Raw genomic sequence first — 19020 nt, 5'->3', positions numbered from 1 at the left:
CAAGTCGCTCACATCACCTTAATGTCTTTCTTCAATTTGGCCAGCGCGAAAGCGCACCGCCAGCAGCACCAGCGGGATATAGGCAAGCAACACGCCCACTGTGCCATCCAGGCCTAGCCGCGCAACGCAAAAAGCTATCGGCAGCAACCAGCACAGGTTCAGCGCGGCTACCGCCAGCGTTACCGGTAGGTGCCTGCCGAATTGCCGCGAGGCGAACTGATAGCCGTGGCTGCGATGGGCCTCGTACACCTTGTCACCGCGCAGTAGGCGGCGCACCAAGGTATAGGTTGCGTCGACAATGAACACCCCGAGCAGGATCAACCAGCACCAGAGCAGCTCCGGGGCCAACCAGGCCGCCTGCAAAGACAGGCCTCCGAGGACGATGCCGAGGAAGCCGCTGCCAGCGTCACCCATGAAGATTTTTGCCGGCGGGAAGTTCCAGAACAGGAACCCGGCCACCGCAGCGGCCAGCAGCAATGGCAGCACGGCATGCCCCCCCAAGCCCGCCAAAGAGTATAGCGAAGCCGCTCCCAGGCACACAGTGATGGCTTCGATGCTCGCAATGCCGTCGATGCCGTCCATGAAGTTGTAAAGGTTCAACAGCCACACCAGGTATACGGCGGCCAGTACGCCCCCCAGCCAACCTAGATCCACCTGCCAGCCAAAGAAAGTGAGCGGCGGCAGCCCGCCCATCCAGACCAGCATCCAGGTGGCGGCTATGAAATGCCCCAGCAGACGCCAGCGGGCCGGAATGTGACCGTGGTCGTCCATGAAACCGATAATGGCGATCAGCGCACCGCCGCCACCCAGAGCCATCAGCGTGCGGCTCTCCCCTACCCCGCTGAGCATTACACCGACAATAGCCAGCAGGAAAGTCACCACGATCGCCACACCACCACCGCGTGGCGTAGGTACGGTGTGCGAACTGCGGGCATTGGGCACATCGATGACACTTCGCGCCAGCGCGTAGCGGCGCAGGCCGGCGGTCATCAGCAAGGACAGCAGCAGTACGGTGGGTAAAGCCCAAAAGAGCATCATTGATTGTTTTTTTCCTGATAGTACCTGGCTGCTGCCAAAAGGGCCGCATCCACCCGCACCGGGGGTCGCCAGCCGAGCAGTTTACAGGTTTTATCGATGTCTACTTGTAGCGAGCCACACAGGCGCTGGGACAGCGAACCCTTGCCCAGGACCTTGGCACCGCTGCTCAACAGCCAGGCCGGCACCGGCAGCAGACGTGCCGGCTTGCCCAGGGCTCTGGCCATGCGCGCCAGCAGTTCGGTGGTGGACAGGTCTTCGCCATCACTGACCAGAAACACCTGGTTGGCCGCTGCCGGGTGGTCGATGCAGGTCAGTACCAGGTCCACCACGTTGTCCAGCGCCACCAGACTGCGACGGTTGTGAATGGCGCCAAAAGGTAACGGCACGCCACGGTCAAGCCAGCGCATCATGCTGAGGAAGTTGGCCTTCACCCCCGGGCCATACACCAGTACCGGGCGGATGATGACGATTTCCATACCGGTTTGCGCTCCCAGCGCCAGCAGCCCCTGCTCCGCCTCGTGCTTGGAAATACCGTAGGGGTCGACCGGGTGCGGCATGTCATCGGCACTATAGGCCTGGCCAGGGTGGGTCTGCTCGCCATTGACCTTGATAGAGCTGATGAACACGAAACGGCGGGCACCGGCCGCGCTGGCAGCGCGGGCGAAGGCCAAGGTACCGTCAACGTTGATGCGGCGAAACTCTGCCAGCGGGTCGCTGGCGGTGTCGCTCATGATGTGCACGCGCGATGCACAGTGCACCACCACATCGGGACGGTGGGCCAGCAACTGCGCGCTCTGGTCATCGGTGAGGTCGCCAATCGGGTAACTGACAACCCCAGCTGGCATCTGGCGCAATGGTGAACGCAAAGGGACGACTGTTTCGACGTTTGCATTACGACTGAGCGCCTTCAGTACTGCCCCCCCGACGAAGCCGGACGCACCCGTCAAAATTACTTTCATTCGCACCTGATCACTTTTTGGGTTTAGTGGTTATTACTATCGGACAGAACGCATGACAATTGAAGGCTCGCACGTAACATGCAGAAATTTCTGACAAAACCTTGGTCTAGGACACCCAGGCATCAGCTAATTTGCGCAAGCTGAACAGCGGATACACACGACCCTAATGAATCCGAACCAAAACTACAAATCGGCTGTCGATATTCCAGCTCATATCCATGAGCGATATCAAAATGCCTCGACGCCATTGCATACAGAGCATGGACAGCCTATGCAAAACAAAACAGAATCCCTCCTCCGTTCCAGGTACCTATAAGAATCCATGTCCACAGGGAAAGTCACCAACGCGCTATCCTCCCCCATAGCCGCAAGTATTGCCGCCATATTTGGCCGCTTCCTGCTGCTGGGTACCGGCGCCCTGACGGGCATCATCATTCCCCTGACCATGCCGCAAACTTCGGTGGGGCTGTTCTTTCTGGCGCAATCGCTGATTGCCGCACTCGCTACCTTGGGCCAGTTGGGGCTAAGCATCACCGCACCGGCCTGTATTTCCACAGCACAGGGGCACCGCGACGGTGGTCAGGTCAAACAGGTATTACGCCGCACCTTGCTGCTGGCGGTGCTTTCGACCATTGCCCTGGCCATCGGGTTCAACGTTTTCATGCAGGTGTTGTCGCGTTACGAAGGCGACGACCTGCTGCGCCTGCTGCACGGTATTGCGCCGCTCGTGTCGCTGAGCATGATCCTGGCGGCGATGAGCACTATCCTGTCCGAACAGCACCGGGCGCTGGGCCACTTCGTGCAAGCCAGCTTCCTGACCACCGGGGCCAGCCTGGCCAGTGCAGCAACGGTGATCCTGGCCTGGCGCGGCGAATTGCACATAGAGCTGAGCACGTTGATCCTGGCCGGTGCGGTGGGTGCCGGCTGCACCACGCTGCTGGGCGCCTGGAGTCTGCGGCGCTGGTATCGGGCGCAGCAGCAGGACAAGCCAGCCAGCAACATTGGCTATACTACCCTGCTGCGTGAAACCCGCCCCAACCTCACCACTACCGTGGTGCTGTTCATCATGGCGCAGGCCGACTTATGGATCATCGCCTGGTTCGGTGATGCGGCCGGGCTGGCCATCTATGGCCTGGCTTCACGCCTGGCAGCCTTGGTACTGATACCTTTGGCGGTGATCAACACGGTGGTGGCGCCCTCCATCGGGCGCATCTGGGTTCGGGGCAAAAGGCGCTACCTGCAGCGCGTGCTGGGGGTGGGCGCTGGTGCAGCGACGGTGCTCGGCCTGGCGGGCTACCTACTGTTCATTCTGTGCGGCCAGTTCCTGCTGGCCCATGTCTGGTCCAGCGAATACGCCAATGCATACTATATTTTTGCCATCCTCGGCGTTTCGCAACTGGCGCAAACTTACGCCGGTACTGCCGGGTTTGTGCTGATGATGCTGCAGAAACAGCACGTGGCCATGCGTATTTCCGTGATCAGCGGCCTATGCATGATTGCGGCCGGACTAGTGGCCATGTGGCTGCATGGAATCATCGGTTTGGCCGTGGTATACAGCCTCGGTGGGGTCTGCCAATCGCTGGCACAGATCTATTGCGTCAAACGCATATTCAACCTCAGCACTACCGCCGATTACTCTTCATTGCGCAGGTTCATGCGCCTCTATTACCGTCGAAAGGTATCTCATGGACGCTAGCAACATAATGCCCAAGGTGTCGATCATCATCCCTACCTATAATACCGGGCGCTATGTTCTGGATGCGATCGACAGTGTGCTACAGCAGACCTACCCGAACGTAGAGCTGATCGTCGTCGACGATGGCTCCACCGACGACACCGCGGCACTGCTGGAGCAACACCCGGGCAATTTCATTCGTTACCGTCAAGTCAACGCCGGACAGAGTGCGGCGATGAATTTTGGCTGGCAGCAAAGTAGTGGCGAGCTGCTAGGTTACCTGAGCGCCGACGACCGCCTGCACCCACGCGCCGTCGAGGCCATCGTCGCAACCATGGCCAAGGAGCCTGAGGCCGTGCTGGCCTACCCGGACTTCTGCGTCATCGATGAAGACTCCAAGCACGTGCGCACTGTGCAGACACCCGACTACGAAGAGCGCCTGCTGATCGCAAACTTCCAGTGCCTGCCAGGCCCTGGGGCGCTGTTCCGGCGTTCGGTGTGGGACAAGGTGGGTGGCTGGAACACCGGACTGCGCAATATCCCGGACATGGACTTCTTCCTGCGCCTTTGCCAATACGGGCCATTTACTCGGGTGGCCGAGCCACTGGCAGACTTCCGCATACACTCCGGCTCGACCACTTACAACCCATGCAACGCCGAACGTTCCGACGAGCCGCTGAAGGTAATCAACAGCCTTTACCAGACCAGCGGTCTGTCGCCTTCCATCCTTGGCTGGAAGCGCAAGGCGGTTGCCAATGCCCATATGCTTTCGGGCTTCATGCACGGATTCTCCGGGCGCTATGCAATGTTCGTGGTACGCATGGGCAAGGCCGCACTGCTGGACCCGCCGTCGATTCTTTCCCGCAAGATGGTAAGTTACGTGCTGACCATTTTCAGGCCCAAGTCCAAAGCCTGAGTTTCCGGGGCAATCGATGATTGCCCCAACTCCGTTAATCTTGTGCAGCGCCTGTAGGTTCAGCGGTCCCGCAGGTATCGAGAGCAGCAAAACCATTATCCCCCTCCTGGAGCGCGCGGATGAAGAGTGTTCAAGCTCACTTGCTGGGTAACCGCTACTTGCATGTCAGTGCGTTACTGCTGGTTGCCGTGGCCACACTCGCCGCAGCAGTGGACTATCCAGCGTCCCTGGCGCCGCTGCTGCTTAACGGTTTTCTGGCCGGCTTGCTGGTACGCAGCTTGCTGTCCAACCGCACCAGCTTCTTCTCGTTCTTCCTGTTGGCATTCCTGATTCTCGGCTGCTGGGCGAAGCTGGTGCTGCATTTCATTCTCGGCACCCAGTTCATCGAACCAATCGGGGCCTTCGATAATTCGTCGAAGGCATGGGATTCAGCCATGCTGGCCCTGAATATCGCATTTGCCACACTACTGGCCTGCCAAGCCGTTGCTTCGCGCCTACAGCCGCCAGCAGTCATCCATATCGAGCGGCCGCGCGGGCTGCTCAAACCGTCCATGTGGCTGGCCATACTGCTCACGGCCCTGTTACTGGCCGCAAATTTCAAGTTTGCCATTCTCAAGGTGGGCACCGAGCCTGCGCTGAAGCTCCACAGCTACGTCTACGTACTGGTCTCGTTCATGATCGCCTGGGGCAACCTGATCCTGCTTGCCACCTTGGGTTACTGGCTGGTACAGGCGCGCCAGATGAAGCTGGAGACGCTGTTCTACATTCTCATTCTGGAAGGCGCGGTAACAGCGGTATCCATGGGCAGTCGGGCGCAGATGATCCTGCATGTGGCCGCGCCGTTCGCGGTTTACCTGGTGCATGGCCGCGATCTGGTCACTGCATTGCGCTTCGTCCAATGGATCAGGATTCTGCTGGTGACGGCGGTGTTGTTCGTGGCATCACTGCTATTGGTGTCTGCCGACCGACTGCAGTCGTTCGCCCAAGCCCGACCAGTCGTGGCCTCCATGGCTATCGGCGAGCAGGCGGTGAGCGACGTCAAACTGGCGCCTGTGCGTCCATCTACCAGCCTGCTCATAGCACCGGCCGATTCAGCGCAGGCAGTTGCAGGCGCACTGGCACCAGCACTCCCTCAACTGCAGCTGATCGCGAACCCAGTATCGGCGGCGCCTGTCTACGCAAAACCTGTTCCAGTAACCGTGGCTCCTCTCGAGGAAACCGCCGAGGTCAAGCGTGCCCGCTGGAAAGGTATGCTGATGGAACTGAGCAAACTGGTGGTGGACCGCTGGGTTGGCCTGGAAGGGATACTGGCGGTGGTCAGCCACGAGAACACCGGCTGGCCTCTATTTCTGCGCAGCCTGGCCGAGCGCCCGGAAGCCGGCACTCAGGCCATCTACCAGCGTATGTCGAATGCACAGTACCAGGCTTTCGAAAACTTCACGTTCATGACCATTCCCGGCCCGCTGGCCATTCTGCTCTACAGCGGCAACCTGGCAGTGCTGGCCGCCGGCCTGACACTGCTGTTTGCCGCCGGCATTCTTGCCGAACGGCTGGCGAGCCAACTGGTTGGCAATGTATTCACTCGCGCGACCATTGGTGTGGCCTTGGCCTATCTGGTGGTGCAGACCAACTTCCCGCGCGTGCAGATGTTCTTCCTCATCGAACTACTTGGGTTCATCGCGGGATTGTATCTGGCGCGCATTATTGTAAGTGCTCCAAGAACGGGGTCGGTTGCACTCACACCAGCGCTTTAATTCATCGTTTCGGCTTCAGGGACAGAGGGGATCGCCGGAGGTATCCGACGAACGTGCGAAAGATTATCGCACCGCTGCGCCTCGCTACTTGTCAAAGCGAGGTCAATCCTCCCAACCCTAAGCCGAGCACATGCCGATACTGCCTGTTGATCGGCCTGGCTCAGGTGTGATCAGGCAGATCCCCTCACTATGACTGTGGCTATAAGGACTTACAGCTCGAGCGCACCCATTGACGCCATGCTGGCGCCGCTATTTTCGCTATGCGCCTGGGTAACACTGAACCCGTATTTTCTCTGGAATTCGTTGCGTCACATGGCAATTGCCGGGATGCTTTCGGGTTGCCTGGCCATCGGCGCCTTCCTGCTCGGCGACCGCCCGCGCCGGCGCGAGGTGCCAGGGTTCATCCTGATATGCCTTTTCGTGCTCTACATCAGCATGTTGCCCAAGCTCGACGGCAGTACTACGCGCTGGTATTTCGTGCTACCAACCATCTTTGCCCTTGCGGTGTTCTCAGACCAGCGCCGCGGCAAGGTACTGCAATGGTTCGCCTGGTTCTTCGCGGTCAGCCTGATCCCGGGTATCGTCGTGTCCCTGTGCAAGATTGCCGGCCTGACGGTGCATATGGACCGCCTGCCTCTGCTCAACCCTGCGATGGCTGAAGCCGGGGGTTTCTACTTGCACGCACCCGGGGCGCTTCTGCTGTCCGGCAACCACGTGTCGCTACCTTGGGGTGGCGAACTCTACCGGTTGTGCGCCATGTACGACGAGCCCGGCATGGTCGGCACAGTTTCGGCATTCCTCCTGGCGGGCAACCGCTTCAGGCTCAAGCCTTTCCCTTTTCTCATCATCTTTGTTGGTGGTGTGTTGTCGTTTTCCCTGGCATTCATAGTCATGGCTACCATCGGCTTCCTGTTCCGTCTGATGCAGGCGCGCTCACCGCTGACCCTGCTTCCACTGGCCATCCTCGGGCTGTTCGGCCTGCTGGTATTGGGCATCATCAAGCCTGACGGCCCGGACCGGCAACCAACGGCACCCACGCCAGCACGGACACACGCCCTCGACCCGAGCACTCCGACCCGACAAGCACTGGTCATCCCGCAGGGTAAAAACGCCACATCATCGGCCAGCACTGGCGCCCCAGTGTCTGCTGCACCAGTTGCAGTGCAACCGCCAGAACCTGACCAACAATTGCGCCAGACCGAGTACATCAACAATCGCTCGTTACCAGAGATGGACAAACTCTTCGCCCGGTACCTGGATGCAGACACCCGTACTCTGCTGTTCGGCATGGGGGCCGACTCCAGCGTGGTCTATGGCGGGGTTTCGCAGGTGGTGACACGCATACTTACAGATTTTGGCCTGATCGGTGCCGTGCTGTTCGCGTTGGCCATGATCAGCCTGACCCTGGCCATAACCCACAATGCCAAGCGCCGTTTGTGGGTGCTGCTGTTCTTCGGTCTGTTTGCGTTAAGCATCTACCAGCGCCCGATCGTTTGGATGCCCTATGCATTTACCCTGTTCATTTGCAGCTCAACCCTGGCAGGACGCCGCAAATCGGCTAGCGAGGTGCAACCGGCAAGCTGAACCTTATCTCGCCACGGTCAGGCCGACACTGGTGCTTTCAGACACAGCTGGCGACGCGGCCCATTCGGCACCTGAGCTTCTGGCGATAGCCAGCGCAAACAGCGATGCCAGCAAAGTATCATAAGCCGGTGTCAGTAAAACTACTTCAAAGAGGCTCCAAAGGAGTGTAACGGCTGAGGCTATGAACACCGAGCGCCAAAACGTCGAGCCGCTTGCCAGTTGCGAAAACAGCCGCATGACGCAGTAAAGATAAAACAGGTAGACGGCAGTACCGCCCACCCCCAGCAACAGGAGCATGTTCAAGATCGAATTGTGCGGGTCCCATGCCAATCCATTGAATATGTAGAAATATTCGGAGCGTGGCGTACCGATCAGCGGATGGTCGGCAATGTGATACACCGCCGCATGCCAAAGGCCTGCGCGGATGGACAAGGACTCCGGCAACCCGTCTTTCAGGAAGAAAGCGGTCAGGAACACAATCAGGCTGCAGGTAATGAACGCAAAGGCAAAAAAACGGGGGTATCGGGTAAGCAGTGTGGTTCTGGTGTCGAGCAACCAGATGGCGACAGCGAGCATCAACATCGCATACCCGGTACGGGAAAACGTGAACATGAATGCCCCAACCAGGGCAATGGCACATAGGTACTGCCTGGCATACAAAGCCACCAGAGTACCGACCAGCAAAAAGACGGCCAGGTAGTTGGAGCTTCCCAGAGGCGTCGCAACCAGATTCTTCAAGGTGTAGAAATCGAGCTGTTCCCGATAACCAAGCGCCGCATTCGCCAGCATGATGAACGCAATCAATATACAGCCGAAGAGGATGCAGTTCTGAACCAGCAATTCTTCGACCCTGCATCTGCTCAGCACCAGGATGGATACGGCAGAGTAAAAGAAGCAAAAGTAGACGGAGATATCATTCTTGATCGGTGGGTACGCACCGAAAAACTGAAACACTACCGGCAGGCAAGCCAGCGCGGGCATCACCGCCTGCCACTTGATCGTTCTGATCTTCAAGCGTAACGCCAGCATCGGCAAAATATATATTGCGAGCGGTAGCGTCACCCTTGCATAGATATTTCCATAAAATATCGCCAGGAAAAACAATGCAAACAGCACATGCTCCTGGGTAACGCCTTTATAACAACGCTCAAGCACCGACATTTCAAACCTGACCGCCATGAATCGTTGAAAGGACAGCTGCGCCTCGTCATCCTGCATCGCCGGGGAGCTAGCACAACTGCGATGCCCTCCGGCGAAGCCGACAGGCACGCTCACTCGACCATCGAACCCGTACGCAGCAGGCGGGTAAAACGCTGCAACATCACCTGCACCGTGGCCGACCAGGTGTAGTGCTCGATAATGTAGGCCTTGAGTCGCCCGCCCTTGGCCTTGAGCTCGGCAGAATCAGCCAGCATACGCTCAAGGCCTGAAGCGATACCTGCAGCACTGGCCGGGACCACCAGCCCACCCTGTACCTGCTCGACCTGGTCGAAACCGCAAGTATCAGTGAGCAAAACCGGTAAACCGACAACCCCGGCTTCCAGGGCAACCAGCGACATGGCCTCCGAACGCGAAGGAATGACCAGCATCATTGCCTGGCGATACACCTGGGTACGCTGTGTTTCGTCAAGAAAACCGATGAAGTGAATGCGCCCGGCCAGGCCCGAGGCATCTACCTGAGCCTGAAGTTCCTGCTGCATGCCAAAGTCCGGACCAGCCATCACCAAGGGGTAACGCTGCGCCGTGGGCGAGTCGAGATAGGCCTGAATGAGGAAGTCCGGCCCTTTGACCGGGGCAAGCCGGCCCATGAACAGAATGAAGGGCTCATCCGGCAGTGGCACAGCCCCTGCCCCCCACGTCGGACCTGGCTCAGCCACGGCATTGCCGATAACCGGAATAGAAGCCGCCGGCATGCCTGCCACCTGAGCAATCAGCCCCTGCTCCAGGTCGGTAATGGCGATAAAGCCTGAAGCCCACTTGATCAGCCAACGGCCCAGCAGCAAGTGGAACACTTTCATGATCGGTCGTGGCGAACCAACTGAGGCAAATTCGCCCGCCGGGCACAGTATATAGGGACGCCGACCAATCACCGCCAGCAGGCCCATGGCGACGCTCAACAGATTCCAGTAGCCCATGATGTGCAATACATCGGCGTTGCGCACCGCGCGCCAAGCCCGCCAGGGGTTGAGCAACGGGATCGGAAAGCGCTGGCCGATGCGGCCAGTGATATAGCTTTTCACTCCCTGCTCGTCAAAATCCTGCTGCCACGAGTTACCGGTCATGGCCACGACTTCGCACGTGCTACCGGCCTTGGCCAGGTGCAGCGCCAGGTGCCGAGTGCGCTCCGCTGTACCACCGCCGAGCTTGGCATCCAGTGAAATATTCACCAGTAACACCCTCATGCCGACGCCCTCAGCAGTACGATGTAGCGCTGCAATTGCTGTTTGAAGTCGGCCGTAGTTGGCTGCTGCCACTCAGCAAGCCGCCGTTCACTGAAGCGGCGCATCGGGTTTGCATTGCTGATTCGGCGCATACGTAACAGTAAGCCGAGCAAACCTTGCGGCAGGTGTGGCAAGTAGCTGATCGAGGGCCGGCCAAACGCCTGCATCAGGGCGTCCTGCAAATAGCCAAAGTTGTTTTCCGGAGCCGCGTCATCCGTTACGAGGACGACTTCCCCTTGGCGCACCTGTGGCACCCGGGCAACGAATGCCAAGGTTTGCGCCACCTTTTCAACACTGACCAGGTGCATGCGGCGAGGCCCGTAAAGCATACGGCGTAATGCCAGCTTCCAGGCAGGCGCGCTGGACACTTCGCGTACGAACGACACGATGTTCAGCCCGCCATCACCAAACACCGCTCCCAGGCGCAGCACCACCACTTCGAAACGGGTAGCCGGTACCGCGCGTGCCAGCGCTTCAGCACCGGCGTGCTCACGCTCGTATGGCGTTCTTGGTTCGAGCCGCGTGGAGGCATCGACCACCGCGTCCGGCGCGGCACCGAACACATCGATACTCGACACGTGCACATAACGCTTGATGCGCGCTTGATCGCACGCAGCGAGCACATTGGCGATCGCCGGTTCGAACCAGCCACTGCCATCGGGCCGCAAAAGATTGATCACAGTGCAGCCAGGTACAAGTATGGCTGCGAGGCTCCTGGGGTCATTCACATCAAAGCGTTCAACATGCACCGTGGCGTTGGTCAACCAGTCGGGCTCGGTACGGTGGACCGCATAGATGACCTCGGTGTCATCCAGCGTGTTACATACATCCAGGAAATGCCGGCCAACGAAGCCGCTTCCCCCAATCACTACCAGCGTGTTCATAGGCCGTTCGCTTCTCCATCAGCCAAGGCGGGGTTTAGTAAGCGCTGATACCTGTCAGCTGGCTAAAAAGGGGCTGCTGCACAGTCCTTCGGCGACAAGCTTCCCACAGAAAGCGCGCCATTCTTGAGCTCCGCTCAGAATTGACGCTGGCTTGCCGGCAATGGCCCGCAAGGCGGCCCCGATTAGCGTGATTGACGGGAACTAGCCTTGGACTGGTTACTTGGACCAGACCGTACGGTTAATGTAATCGGTATAGCTATACACGATCCGTACCACCTGCTTGGAGACCGGCCCGCCCAGGTAATCCTGCACCACCGGGATCACCCGCTGGCCGCGGTCATGCTGACTGATCACCACGCGCACGGCATCCAGCACGCGGTCCGGGGTAAGGCCGCACATGATCAGGGTGCCTTCATCCATGCCTTCCGGGCGCTCATGGGCGTTACGGATCGTGACCGCCGGCAAGTTCAGCAGCGAAGCCTCTTCGGTGATGGTGCCGCTGTCCGAGAGCACACACAACGCGCCCATCTGCAGACGGATATAGTCGAGCAGGCCATAAGGTTTGACGAAGCGAATCAGTGGATGCTCCAGGCTTTCGCCCAGGTCCTCGAGGCGCTTGCGGGTACGCGGATGGGTGGAGACGATGATCGAGAAGCCATAGGTATCGGCCAGGGCGCGCAGCGAGGCCAGCAGATCGCGCAGGTTCTGTGGCGTATCGACGTTCTCTTCACGGTGGGTGCTGACGATGAAGTACTTGCCCTCCTCCAGCCCCTCGCGCTCCAGTACCGTGGAGGCGTCGATACGAGGTCGGTAGTAGTCCAGCACCTCCTGCATGTGCGAACCGGTCTTGATGATGGTTTCCGGGCGGATACCTTCATCCAGCAGGTAGCGCCGGGCATGCTCGGTCAGCACCATATTGATATCGCTGAGGTGGTCGAGCACCTTGCGGTTCAACTCTTCCGGCACCCGCTGATCGAAGCAACGGTTACCCGCCTCCATGTGGAACACAGGGATCTTCCGACGCTTGGCAGCGATCACGGCCAGGCACGTGTTGGTGTCGCCATACAGCAGCAGGGCGTCGGGTTTTTCCAGCTCGAAGATTTCATCGGACTTGGCGATGACTTCGGCGATAGTACCGGCTGCCGTGCTACCCACCGCCCCCAGGAAGTGATCCGGCTTGCGAATGCCCAGGTCATCGAAGAACACCTGGTTGAGCTCGTAATCGTAGTTCTGGCCGGAATGCACCAGTACATGGTTGGCCTGCTCGTCGAGTTCAGCGATGACGCGGCTCATCTTGATCAGTTCAGGCCGGGTGCCGACCAGGGTCATGACCTTAAGCATTGAGTTGTTCCTGGATATAGTCGAGTTTCAGCAGCAGGGCCTTGATGCCATCGATGTCGAGCCGCTCGGTATTGTGGGAGGTGTAGTCATCCAGCTCGGAGATATGCTGTTCGCCTTCGACAAAGTATTTTTTGTAGTTCAGGTCGCGGTTGTCGGCCGGGATCCGGTAGTAACGGCCCATGTCGTCGGCCTTGGCCATCTCCTCGCGGGAAATAAGGGATTCGTAGAGCTTTTCGCCATGTCGGGTCCCAATCACCTTGATGGGGTTTTCCCGCTTGAACAACTGGCGCAGCGCTTCTGCCAGCTCCTGCACGGTAGAGGCCGGCGCCTTCTGCACGAAAATGTCCCCCTGCTGGGCGTTCTCGAAGGCATGCAGCACCAGATCCACCGAGTCCTCCAGCGACATCAGGAAGCGCGTCATGTTCGGGTCGGTCACTGTCAGTTCGTTGCCGGCCTTGAGCTGATCGACGAACAGCGGAATCACCGACCCCCGCGAGGCCATGACGTTACCGTAACGGGTGGCGCAGATCACCGGGCCCTGCTGAGGAATCATCCGTGACTTGGCCACCATCAGTTTTTCCGCCATCGCCTTGGAAATGCCCATGGCGTTGATCGGGTACACTGCCTTGTCGGTGCTCAGCACCACCACGCGCTGCACTCCGTTGGCGATGGCCGCATTCAGCACGTTTTCGGTACCGATGACATTGGTCTTCACGGCTTCCATCGGATAGAACTCGCAGGACGGCACCTGCTTCAACGCAGCGGCATGGAAGATGTAATCCACCCCGACCATGGCCTCTGCCACGCTTTGATAGTCACGCACATCGCCGATATAAAACTTCACCTTGTCGTTGGACAAGGCAATACGCATGTCTTCCTGCTTTTTCTCGTCACGGCTGAAAACGCGGATTTCCTTGACGTTGGTATTCAGAAAACGCTTGAGTACCGTATTGCCGAAAGAACCGGTACCACCGGTAATCATCAGAATCTTGTTATCGAACACCTGTGCGCTCCTTGTAATTCGTTATTGACGCTGCTCGTGCATGAATTGTATGAGCGCCGGCCAGGAAGGTGGCTGGTAGCCCGCATCTGCACGGAAGCGAGAAGAGTCCAGCGAACGATCGATCACCAGTTTGTCGTCCGGTACGATATTGATGTCCTTGCCGTAAACCTTCGCCACCTGCCTGAGCAGCTCATACTTGTCGATCGGCTCTGCAGAAACGTGGTAAAGCCCCTTCAGCGCAGGGTTGGGAATGACGTAGTCCAGCATCACCCTGGCCAGTTCGGCGGTCGGCAGCCCCGAGAAAACCGCCTTGGTGAAACCCTTCACACTGCCCTGCTGGGACAGGAACCAGTCGACCAGCGATGCATTGCTTTGCAATTCATGACCAATCATGGATGTACGCAGCGTTACGGCATCGTCAAGGTCGTGCAATTCGCCAATGTATTTGGACTTGCCATACAAGTCGGTGCAGTCAGACTCGTCCTGCTCCCGGTACATGCCCTTGGCACCCGAAAATACGCAATCGGTACTGACATGGATCAGGCGCGCGCCAGCCACGCGGCAGAGCGTAGCCAGGCGATGCGGGAGCATGGCGTTGATTGGCAGTGCAGTAAGCGGGTCCTTGGCATCAGCCAGTTGCTTGATCAGGCCCACGCAATTGATTACCACATCCGGCTTAGCCTTAGCGAAAGCCGCCATCAGCGCGTCAGCATCAAGTACATCTACACCACACAGGAGATGCTCAGCCTGATCAGGCGTGAAGAACCTGCGCCCGGACGACGAGCGCAGCGTGCCCACCACCCGGTGCTGCGAATTGGCCGAGAAATACCGGAAGACGGCGTTGCCCAGCATGCCCGAGACACCCAGTACCAATATGTTCATTGCGTCGCCTTGTCCTGTTCAATCCGTTGTTCGAACATGCGCACCAGTGCCTTGCACTGGGCCTTGAGTTCGAAGTGTTTCAAGAAGTAAGCCCTTGCCTGTGTGCCCATCTGTTCTCGCTGCGTCTGCGGCATGGCCAGCATCGACCTTATGCACGCTGCAAGCCCGGCCGCGTCTTCGGCAGGGCAGGTAATACCGGCAGCAGCGTCGTTGATGACGCGGGCGCCCTCACCATCCAGGCTGCCAATTATCGGCCTGCCCGCTGCCAGGTAGGCCTGCACCTTACTCGGAATGGTACAACTGAAAATCTCGTCTCGCTTGAGTGTAACCAGCAATGCGGCACTGAGTTCGAACAGTTCGGCCATCGCCGTACGAGGGTAGGCGCCAGCAATGATCAGGTTGTCCAGGCCCCATTTGCATTTCTGCTCTGCCAGCCAGTCGGCTTTGCTGCCGGTGCCGACCATCACGATAAGGGCTTGCGATTGCTCGGCGTGCAGCACCCGCGCAGCTTCGACGATGGTGGCCAACCCTTGCGCGCTACCCAAATTGCCGGCGAACACTACGCAGAAGTGACTACGCAACACGGCAGTCAATGACTCAGGCAATTTGCAGATTTCGCCGGAATCATCCTGTTGCAGGTAAGAGTTGGGGTAATAATTGATCTTGTCGGCTCGCGCGTAGCGCTTGACCGGGTCAATGAACGCCCGTGACTGTACCAGCAATACATCCACGGCCCAATAAAGGCCGCGCACCAGCAAGCCGACGATCGACAATAGGAATTTGTTGCGAATGAAGCCCGTGGCCGCAAGGCTTTCCGGCCACAAGTCCTGTACCCATAGAAACACAGGGGCACGGTGGGCGCGTTTCATGGCTAGTGCCGGAATTACAGAAATGACAGGCGATGGCGCAAATACGAAGTAGGCATCAAACTGGCCGCGCTTTGCATGGCGTGTGAAGTACCTGACGCCGTTGGCCACGAATGAAAAATAATTGAGGATCAGGTTTTTCGCCCCACCTTTCTTGCGCGGCCGCAGTGGCGCCCGATGAACAGCTATCGTTCCAGCAAAGCAGTCTTCAACCGCATCATGGGCAGTATAACCTGGGAAAACCTCACCACTTGGATAGTTAGGTTTGCCGGTAAAAACTTCAACATGCACACCCAGCGCACTCAATTCCCGAACGATATCGTTGATGATAAAGTTTTCAGGAAAAAAATATTGGCTGACCACAGCAATTTTCAAAGGTGTTTGCGTCACACTGACTTATCCTTCTGGGCGTGGCGATATCGGCGCTGCATGAAGTGCCCTGAACTCTAATGGAGGCATGCATGATCGTTAACAAGTCGCAAAAGCTGACCTGCTGGATACCGACTATGCGCCGCGGAGACTGACCTGCCGCAATCCCTGAAAATTCGGAATACCAGAAGCCAAGCCCCCCACGATCATTGCCCCAATCACGCTCCGATGCTGGCGCATGTTATTGTAGCTACCCGCCCTTAGCCATACTTTGGCCATCATTTATAATATGTAGCTTGCTATCGGTTATCGTTCCAATGCGAAATCACGACCATCAAGCTACTATCCTGAGCGGCTCGCTTCAACCCCGAGTCGGCACCTTGGCTAAGTCAACCGTTTGCTTCGGCAAGTTCCTCAAAACGCTAAAAAAAACCTGCCATCCATCGGATGCACCTACACACCCTTAGAAGTGCTGCGTTTGCAACAAAAAGATTGTCCCTCTCTAGATTTGGCTGGCATAGCCCTCATGGGATGAAGACTTTGATCGAACGCCCCTGCTGCTTGATTTTCTCTTCGATGGCCTTACCCAGAGCCATCTTGGCATTGTTATCACCGTGTACCAGCACCACGCGCTCGGCCCCGCCCCGGTCCGGCGATGCAAAAGCCACGAGCTCTGCCTGGTCGGCATGACCAGAGTAGCCCGGCAAGGTTACAACTTTTGCGCGCACCTCATACATCCGCCCATCCAGATCAATCTGCACAAATCCTTCCGCCCCTTCGCTGGCCTGTATCACCGCGCCTGGCGTGCCCTTGGCCTGGTAACCGACAAACATCACCTCGTGCCGCGAGTCCCCCAGCATAGCCTTCAGGTAATTGACGATGCGCCCACCCGAGCACATGCCATTGCCCGCAATAACGATCGCCGGACGCCCGGTGCTCTTCAGATAATTGACCACCTGCTGGTGGCGGGCGTGGGTGTCCACGCTGATCAGCTGACTGAAACCCAACGGGTCGCGCCCTTCGGCAAGGCGCGCCCGGGCTTCGGCATTCCAGTAGTCGTGCAGCTCCCGGTATACACCGGTAATGCGCTGGGCCAGGGGCGAGTCGAGGATGATGGGCAACTGCGACCAGTCGAGCGGGTCGCCATCGGGGGCCGGGCCGGCTTTGTTCAGCAAGGCCTTGCGATGAAGAATGCTTTCGAGTTCGTACAGCAACTCCTGGGTGCGGCCGAGGCTGAACGCCGGAATGAGCAGCGTGCCCTGGTCAGCCAGGGCGCGGTCGATGGCCGCTTCCAGTCGCTCCTGACGGTCACCTGCAGGCGGGTGCAGGCGGTCGCCGTAGGTGCTTTCCAGTACCAGTACATCGGCCCGTTCCGGGGGTTGCACTGGGCGCAGCAAGGGGTTGCCACAGGCGCCGAGGTCGCCGGAGAACACGTAGCGGGTGCTGGCTTGCGCGTACTGCACATCGCATTCGACATAGGCCGAACCCAGCAGATGCCCGGCGCGTTGCAGGCGAATGCGACAGGTGAGCCCTGGTTGCTCGATCAGGGTGTGCCACTGCTCGAAAGGCAGGGGCACGATCAGGTCGCGGATGAACTCCAGGTACCTCGCCACATGGGCGGGCTCACTGCTAATGCTCAGTTTGTAGGCATCTTCCAACACCAGTGGCAGCAGCCGGGCGGACGGCTCGCTGCACAGGATCGGGCCACGATAGCCCGCAGCCAGCAGTGCCGGAATGCGACCTACGTGGTCGAGATGCACATGGGTGATCACCAGGGCCTGGATACCCTGCACGTCGAAGCCCAGCGGTGCCGATGCTGCGCCTGGCGCGGCATCCGCGCCCTGCTCCAGGCCGCAGTCGATCAGCAGGCTGGTGGACGGATCGAGGTGCAGTTGATGGCAGGAGCCAGTGACGCCGCGGGTGCCACCATGATGGGAAAGGACGGGATATTCCATGCTGCGCACACTCGCCTGGGCCGAAAATGAAGTGCGTTATTACTCCATGATGGCCGGCGCAGGCATAGGTGAGACTTTCCCAAACGGATGTAAGAAATGCCCTTAGTTACCGCTCAATGCTGCCTGGCGGGCAGAAGCCTTGATCTTGCGCTTGCTGCGCTGCACGCCGTAGGCACCCAGCAACGGCCCGACTGCCAGGCCAATGACCAGGGCGGCCAGAACCAGCACTGCGACCGGCATGGCCGGGGCAGCCCAACCGAACAGGACCAACGAGACGGTTTGCTGGTTCTCCAGCACGAAGAACAGCACCACAGCCGCCAACAGCAGCACGAACACCGCCGCCAGGGCGCGCTTGAGGTTACGCATCAGATTGCTCCTTGTGGAATCAGGTGTGGGCCTCATGTTCTTCTTCATTGACCCGATCGCGCAACTCTTTGCCGGGCTTGAAGTGCGGCACGAACTTGCCTTCGAGGCTGACCGACTGGCCGGTCTTCGGGTTACGACCTACGCGAGGGGCACGATAGTGCAGCGAGAAGCTGCCAAAACCGCGGATCTCGATGCGATCGCCGGTGGCAAGGCATTGTGACATCTGCTCAAGCATGGTCTTGATGGCCAGCTCCACGTCCTTGGACGAGAGCAGCCCCTGATGGGTGACAATACGTTCGATCAGCTCCGACTTCGTCATATTTTTCCCTTCGTTATCAAGCAGCTAGATCATTGCTTAACCAGTTTGTAGCACGCTGGGAGGGATTTGAACAGGGTGGTTCTTGACTTAATAAAAAAATTCAAGATTGAAGTTTTACAGGAATGGTCTAGCTGGCGGCGCCTGGCAGGCCCGGCCTCATCGCCGGCAAGCCAGCTCCCACAGGGATAGTGCAGGCTTTTGGAAATCGGGCTTGAGTCGCTGGCCCTGCAGAGATGCTGCCTGCTTCGAAGCCAGGTACCAGCCTGTTGAGAGCAGGCTTTTCGCGACACAGGGCTGCTTCACAAGGGGATCGTGCAAGTACTGGGAACATGGGCCAGACCACTACCCCCCCCCCCGCATGGACATCACCTGCCTAGAGGCCAGCACAGCCCATGTGGGAGCGGCCCGCTCTCCAGCAGATGACCCATGGCTGCAGTGGGGTTCTGTAGGAGCAGCCTTGCGCTGCGAAGAGGCCGGTGCTGACAAAGCCTTTCTATCGGTTGTACCTGCCTCTTCGCAGCACAAGGCTGCTCCTACAAGGAACGCGTCAGACGAGCGATAATTGTTCTCTGTGCGACAGCGCAACCCGAAAGGGCTGGGCAATCTCCCACAGGGATAGTGCAGGCTTTTGGAAATCGGGCTTGGGTCACTGGCCCTACTGAGATGCT

The 19020-nt window shown here is 58.7% G+C and carries 16 protein-coding genes; 4 read left to right on the top strand and 12 right to left on the bottom strand.

Annotated features, from left to right (window positions below; all coding sequences use genetic code 11):
* Nucleotides 1-18: 18 nt before the first annotated feature.
* Entirely contained in the window at nt 19-1038 is a 1020-nt protein-coding gene (locus ABIB24_RS13640) for an MraY family glycosyltransferase (protein ID WP_274121061.1), read from the bottom strand.
* The gene (locus tag ABIB24_RS13635; RefSeq protein WP_394520676.1) at nt 1035-1997 is read right to left on the bottom strand and encodes a UDP-glucose 4-epimerase family protein; all 963 of its coding nucleotides are present in this window, start codon (nt 1995-1997) and stop codon (nt 1035-1037) included. The genes ABIB24_RS13640 and ABIB24_RS13635 overlap by 4 nt, the downstream gene beginning before the upstream one ends.
* 322 nt (nt 1998-2319) lie before the next feature.
* Between ABIB24_RS13635 and ABIB24_RS13630 the strand changes: the two genes are divergently transcribed.
* From ABIB24_RS13630 to ABIB24_RS13615, 4 genes are all read left to right on the top strand, one after another.
* Nucleotides 2320-3693: a lipopolysaccharide biosynthesis protein gene (locus ABIB24_RS13630; RefSeq protein ID WP_354316636.1), complete on the top strand. Its 1374-nt coding sequence runs from the start codon at nt 2320-2322 to the stop codon at nt 3691-3693.
* Nucleotides 3683-4588 (top strand): glycosyltransferase, encoded by a 906-nt coding sequence (locus tag ABIB24_RS13625; RefSeq protein WP_274121064.1) that lies wholly within the window; start codon nt 3683-3685, stop codon nt 4586-4588. Before ABIB24_RS13630 ends, ABIB24_RS13625 begins: the two co-directional genes overlap by 11 nt.
* Before the next feature lie 119 nt (nt 4589-4707).
* The gene (locus ABIB24_RS13620) at nt 4708-6342 is read left to right on the top strand and encodes a hypothetical protein (protein WP_354316634.1); all 1635 of its coding nucleotides are present in this window, start codon (nt 4708-4710) and stop codon (nt 6340-6342) included.
* A 189-nt stretch (nt 6343-6531) separates the two neighbouring features.
* Entirely contained in the window at nt 6532-7926 is a 1395-nt protein-coding gene (locus ABIB24_RS13615) for a hypothetical protein (RefSeq protein ID WP_354316632.1), read from the top strand.
* A gap of 3 nt (nt 7927-7929) precedes the next feature.
* Here the strand turns inward: ABIB24_RS13615 and ABIB24_RS13610 are convergent, their stop codons facing one another.
* The 10 genes from ABIB24_RS13610 to ihfB form a co-directional block, all read right to left on the bottom strand.
* Entirely contained in the window at nt 7930-9201 is a 1272-nt protein-coding gene (locus tag ABIB24_RS13610; protein ID WP_354316630.1) for an O-antigen ligase family protein, read from the bottom strand.
* Nucleotides 9198-10313 (bottom strand): glycosyltransferase family 4 protein, encoded by a 1116-nt coding sequence (locus tag ABIB24_RS13605; protein ID WP_274121068.1) that lies wholly within the window; start codon nt 10311-10313, stop codon nt 9198-9200. The genes ABIB24_RS13610 and ABIB24_RS13605 overlap by 4 nt, the downstream gene beginning before the upstream one ends.
* An 11-nt stretch (nt 10314-10324) precedes the next feature.
* Nucleotides 10325-11251, bottom strand: coding sequence for an NAD-dependent epimerase/dehydratase family protein (locus ABIB24_RS13600; RefSeq protein ID WP_289515116.1), 927 nt, complete (start codon nt 11249-11251; stop codon nt 10325-10327).
* 216 nt (nt 11252-11467) lie between these two features.
* Complete coding sequence (gene wecB, locus ABIB24_RS13595; RefSeq protein ID WP_354316627.1) at nt 11468-12592, bottom strand: non-hydrolyzing UDP-N-acetylglucosamine 2-epimerase; 1125 nt, start codon at nt 12590-12592, stop codon at nt 11468-11470.
* On the bottom strand, nt 12585-13595 hold the full coding sequence (locus ABIB24_RS13590; RefSeq protein ID WP_133978601.1) for a polysaccharide biosynthesis protein: 1011 nt from the start codon (nt 13593-13595) through the stop codon (nt 12585-12587). Before ABIB24_RS13590 ends, wecB begins: the two co-directional genes overlap by 8 nt.
* Before the next feature lie 21 nt (nt 13596-13616).
* Nucleotides 13617-14477, bottom strand: a complete 861-nt coding sequence (locus ABIB24_RS13585; protein WP_354316625.1) for a dTDP-4-dehydrorhamnose reductase family protein — start codon at nt 14475-14477, stop codon at nt 13617-13619.
* On the bottom strand, nt 14474-15733 hold the full coding sequence (locus ABIB24_RS13580) for a glycosyltransferase family 4 protein (protein WP_274121071.1): 1260 nt from the start codon (nt 15731-15733) through the stop codon (nt 14474-14476). Before ABIB24_RS13580 ends, ABIB24_RS13585 begins: the two co-directional genes overlap by 4 nt.
* A gap of 503 nt (nt 15734-16236) precedes the next feature.
* Nucleotides 16237-17667 carry an MBL fold metallo-hydrolase RNA specificity domain-containing protein gene (locus ABIB24_RS13575; RefSeq protein WP_354316622.1) on the bottom strand — a complete coding sequence of 477 codons (1431 nt, stop codon included), beginning with the start codon at nt 17665-17667 and terminating at the stop codon, nt 16237-16239.
* A gap of 102 nt (nt 17668-17769) precedes the next feature.
* Nucleotides 17770-18033, bottom strand: a complete 264-nt coding sequence (locus ABIB24_RS13570; RefSeq protein ID WP_046615541.1) for a lipopolysaccharide assembly protein LapA domain-containing protein — start codon at nt 18031-18033, stop codon at nt 17770-17772.
* Between the two features lie 19 nt (nt 18034-18052).
* Nucleotides 18053-18352 carry an integration host factor subunit beta gene (gene ihfB, locus ABIB24_RS13565; RefSeq protein WP_013971456.1) on the bottom strand — a complete coding sequence of 100 codons (300 nt, stop codon included), beginning with the start codon at nt 18350-18352 and terminating at the stop codon, nt 18053-18055.
* Nucleotides 18353-19020: the final 668 nt, after the last annotated feature.

The organism is Pseudomonas sp. UYEF17, from assembly GCF_040546125.1.
GTDB lineage: Bacteria > Pseudomonadota > Gammaproteobacteria > Pseudomonadales > Pseudomonadaceae > Aquipseudomonas > Aquipseudomonas putida_Z.
Note: the sequence above shows the minus strand (reverse complement) of the source record. Positions and strands in the feature narration are given on the sequence as shown.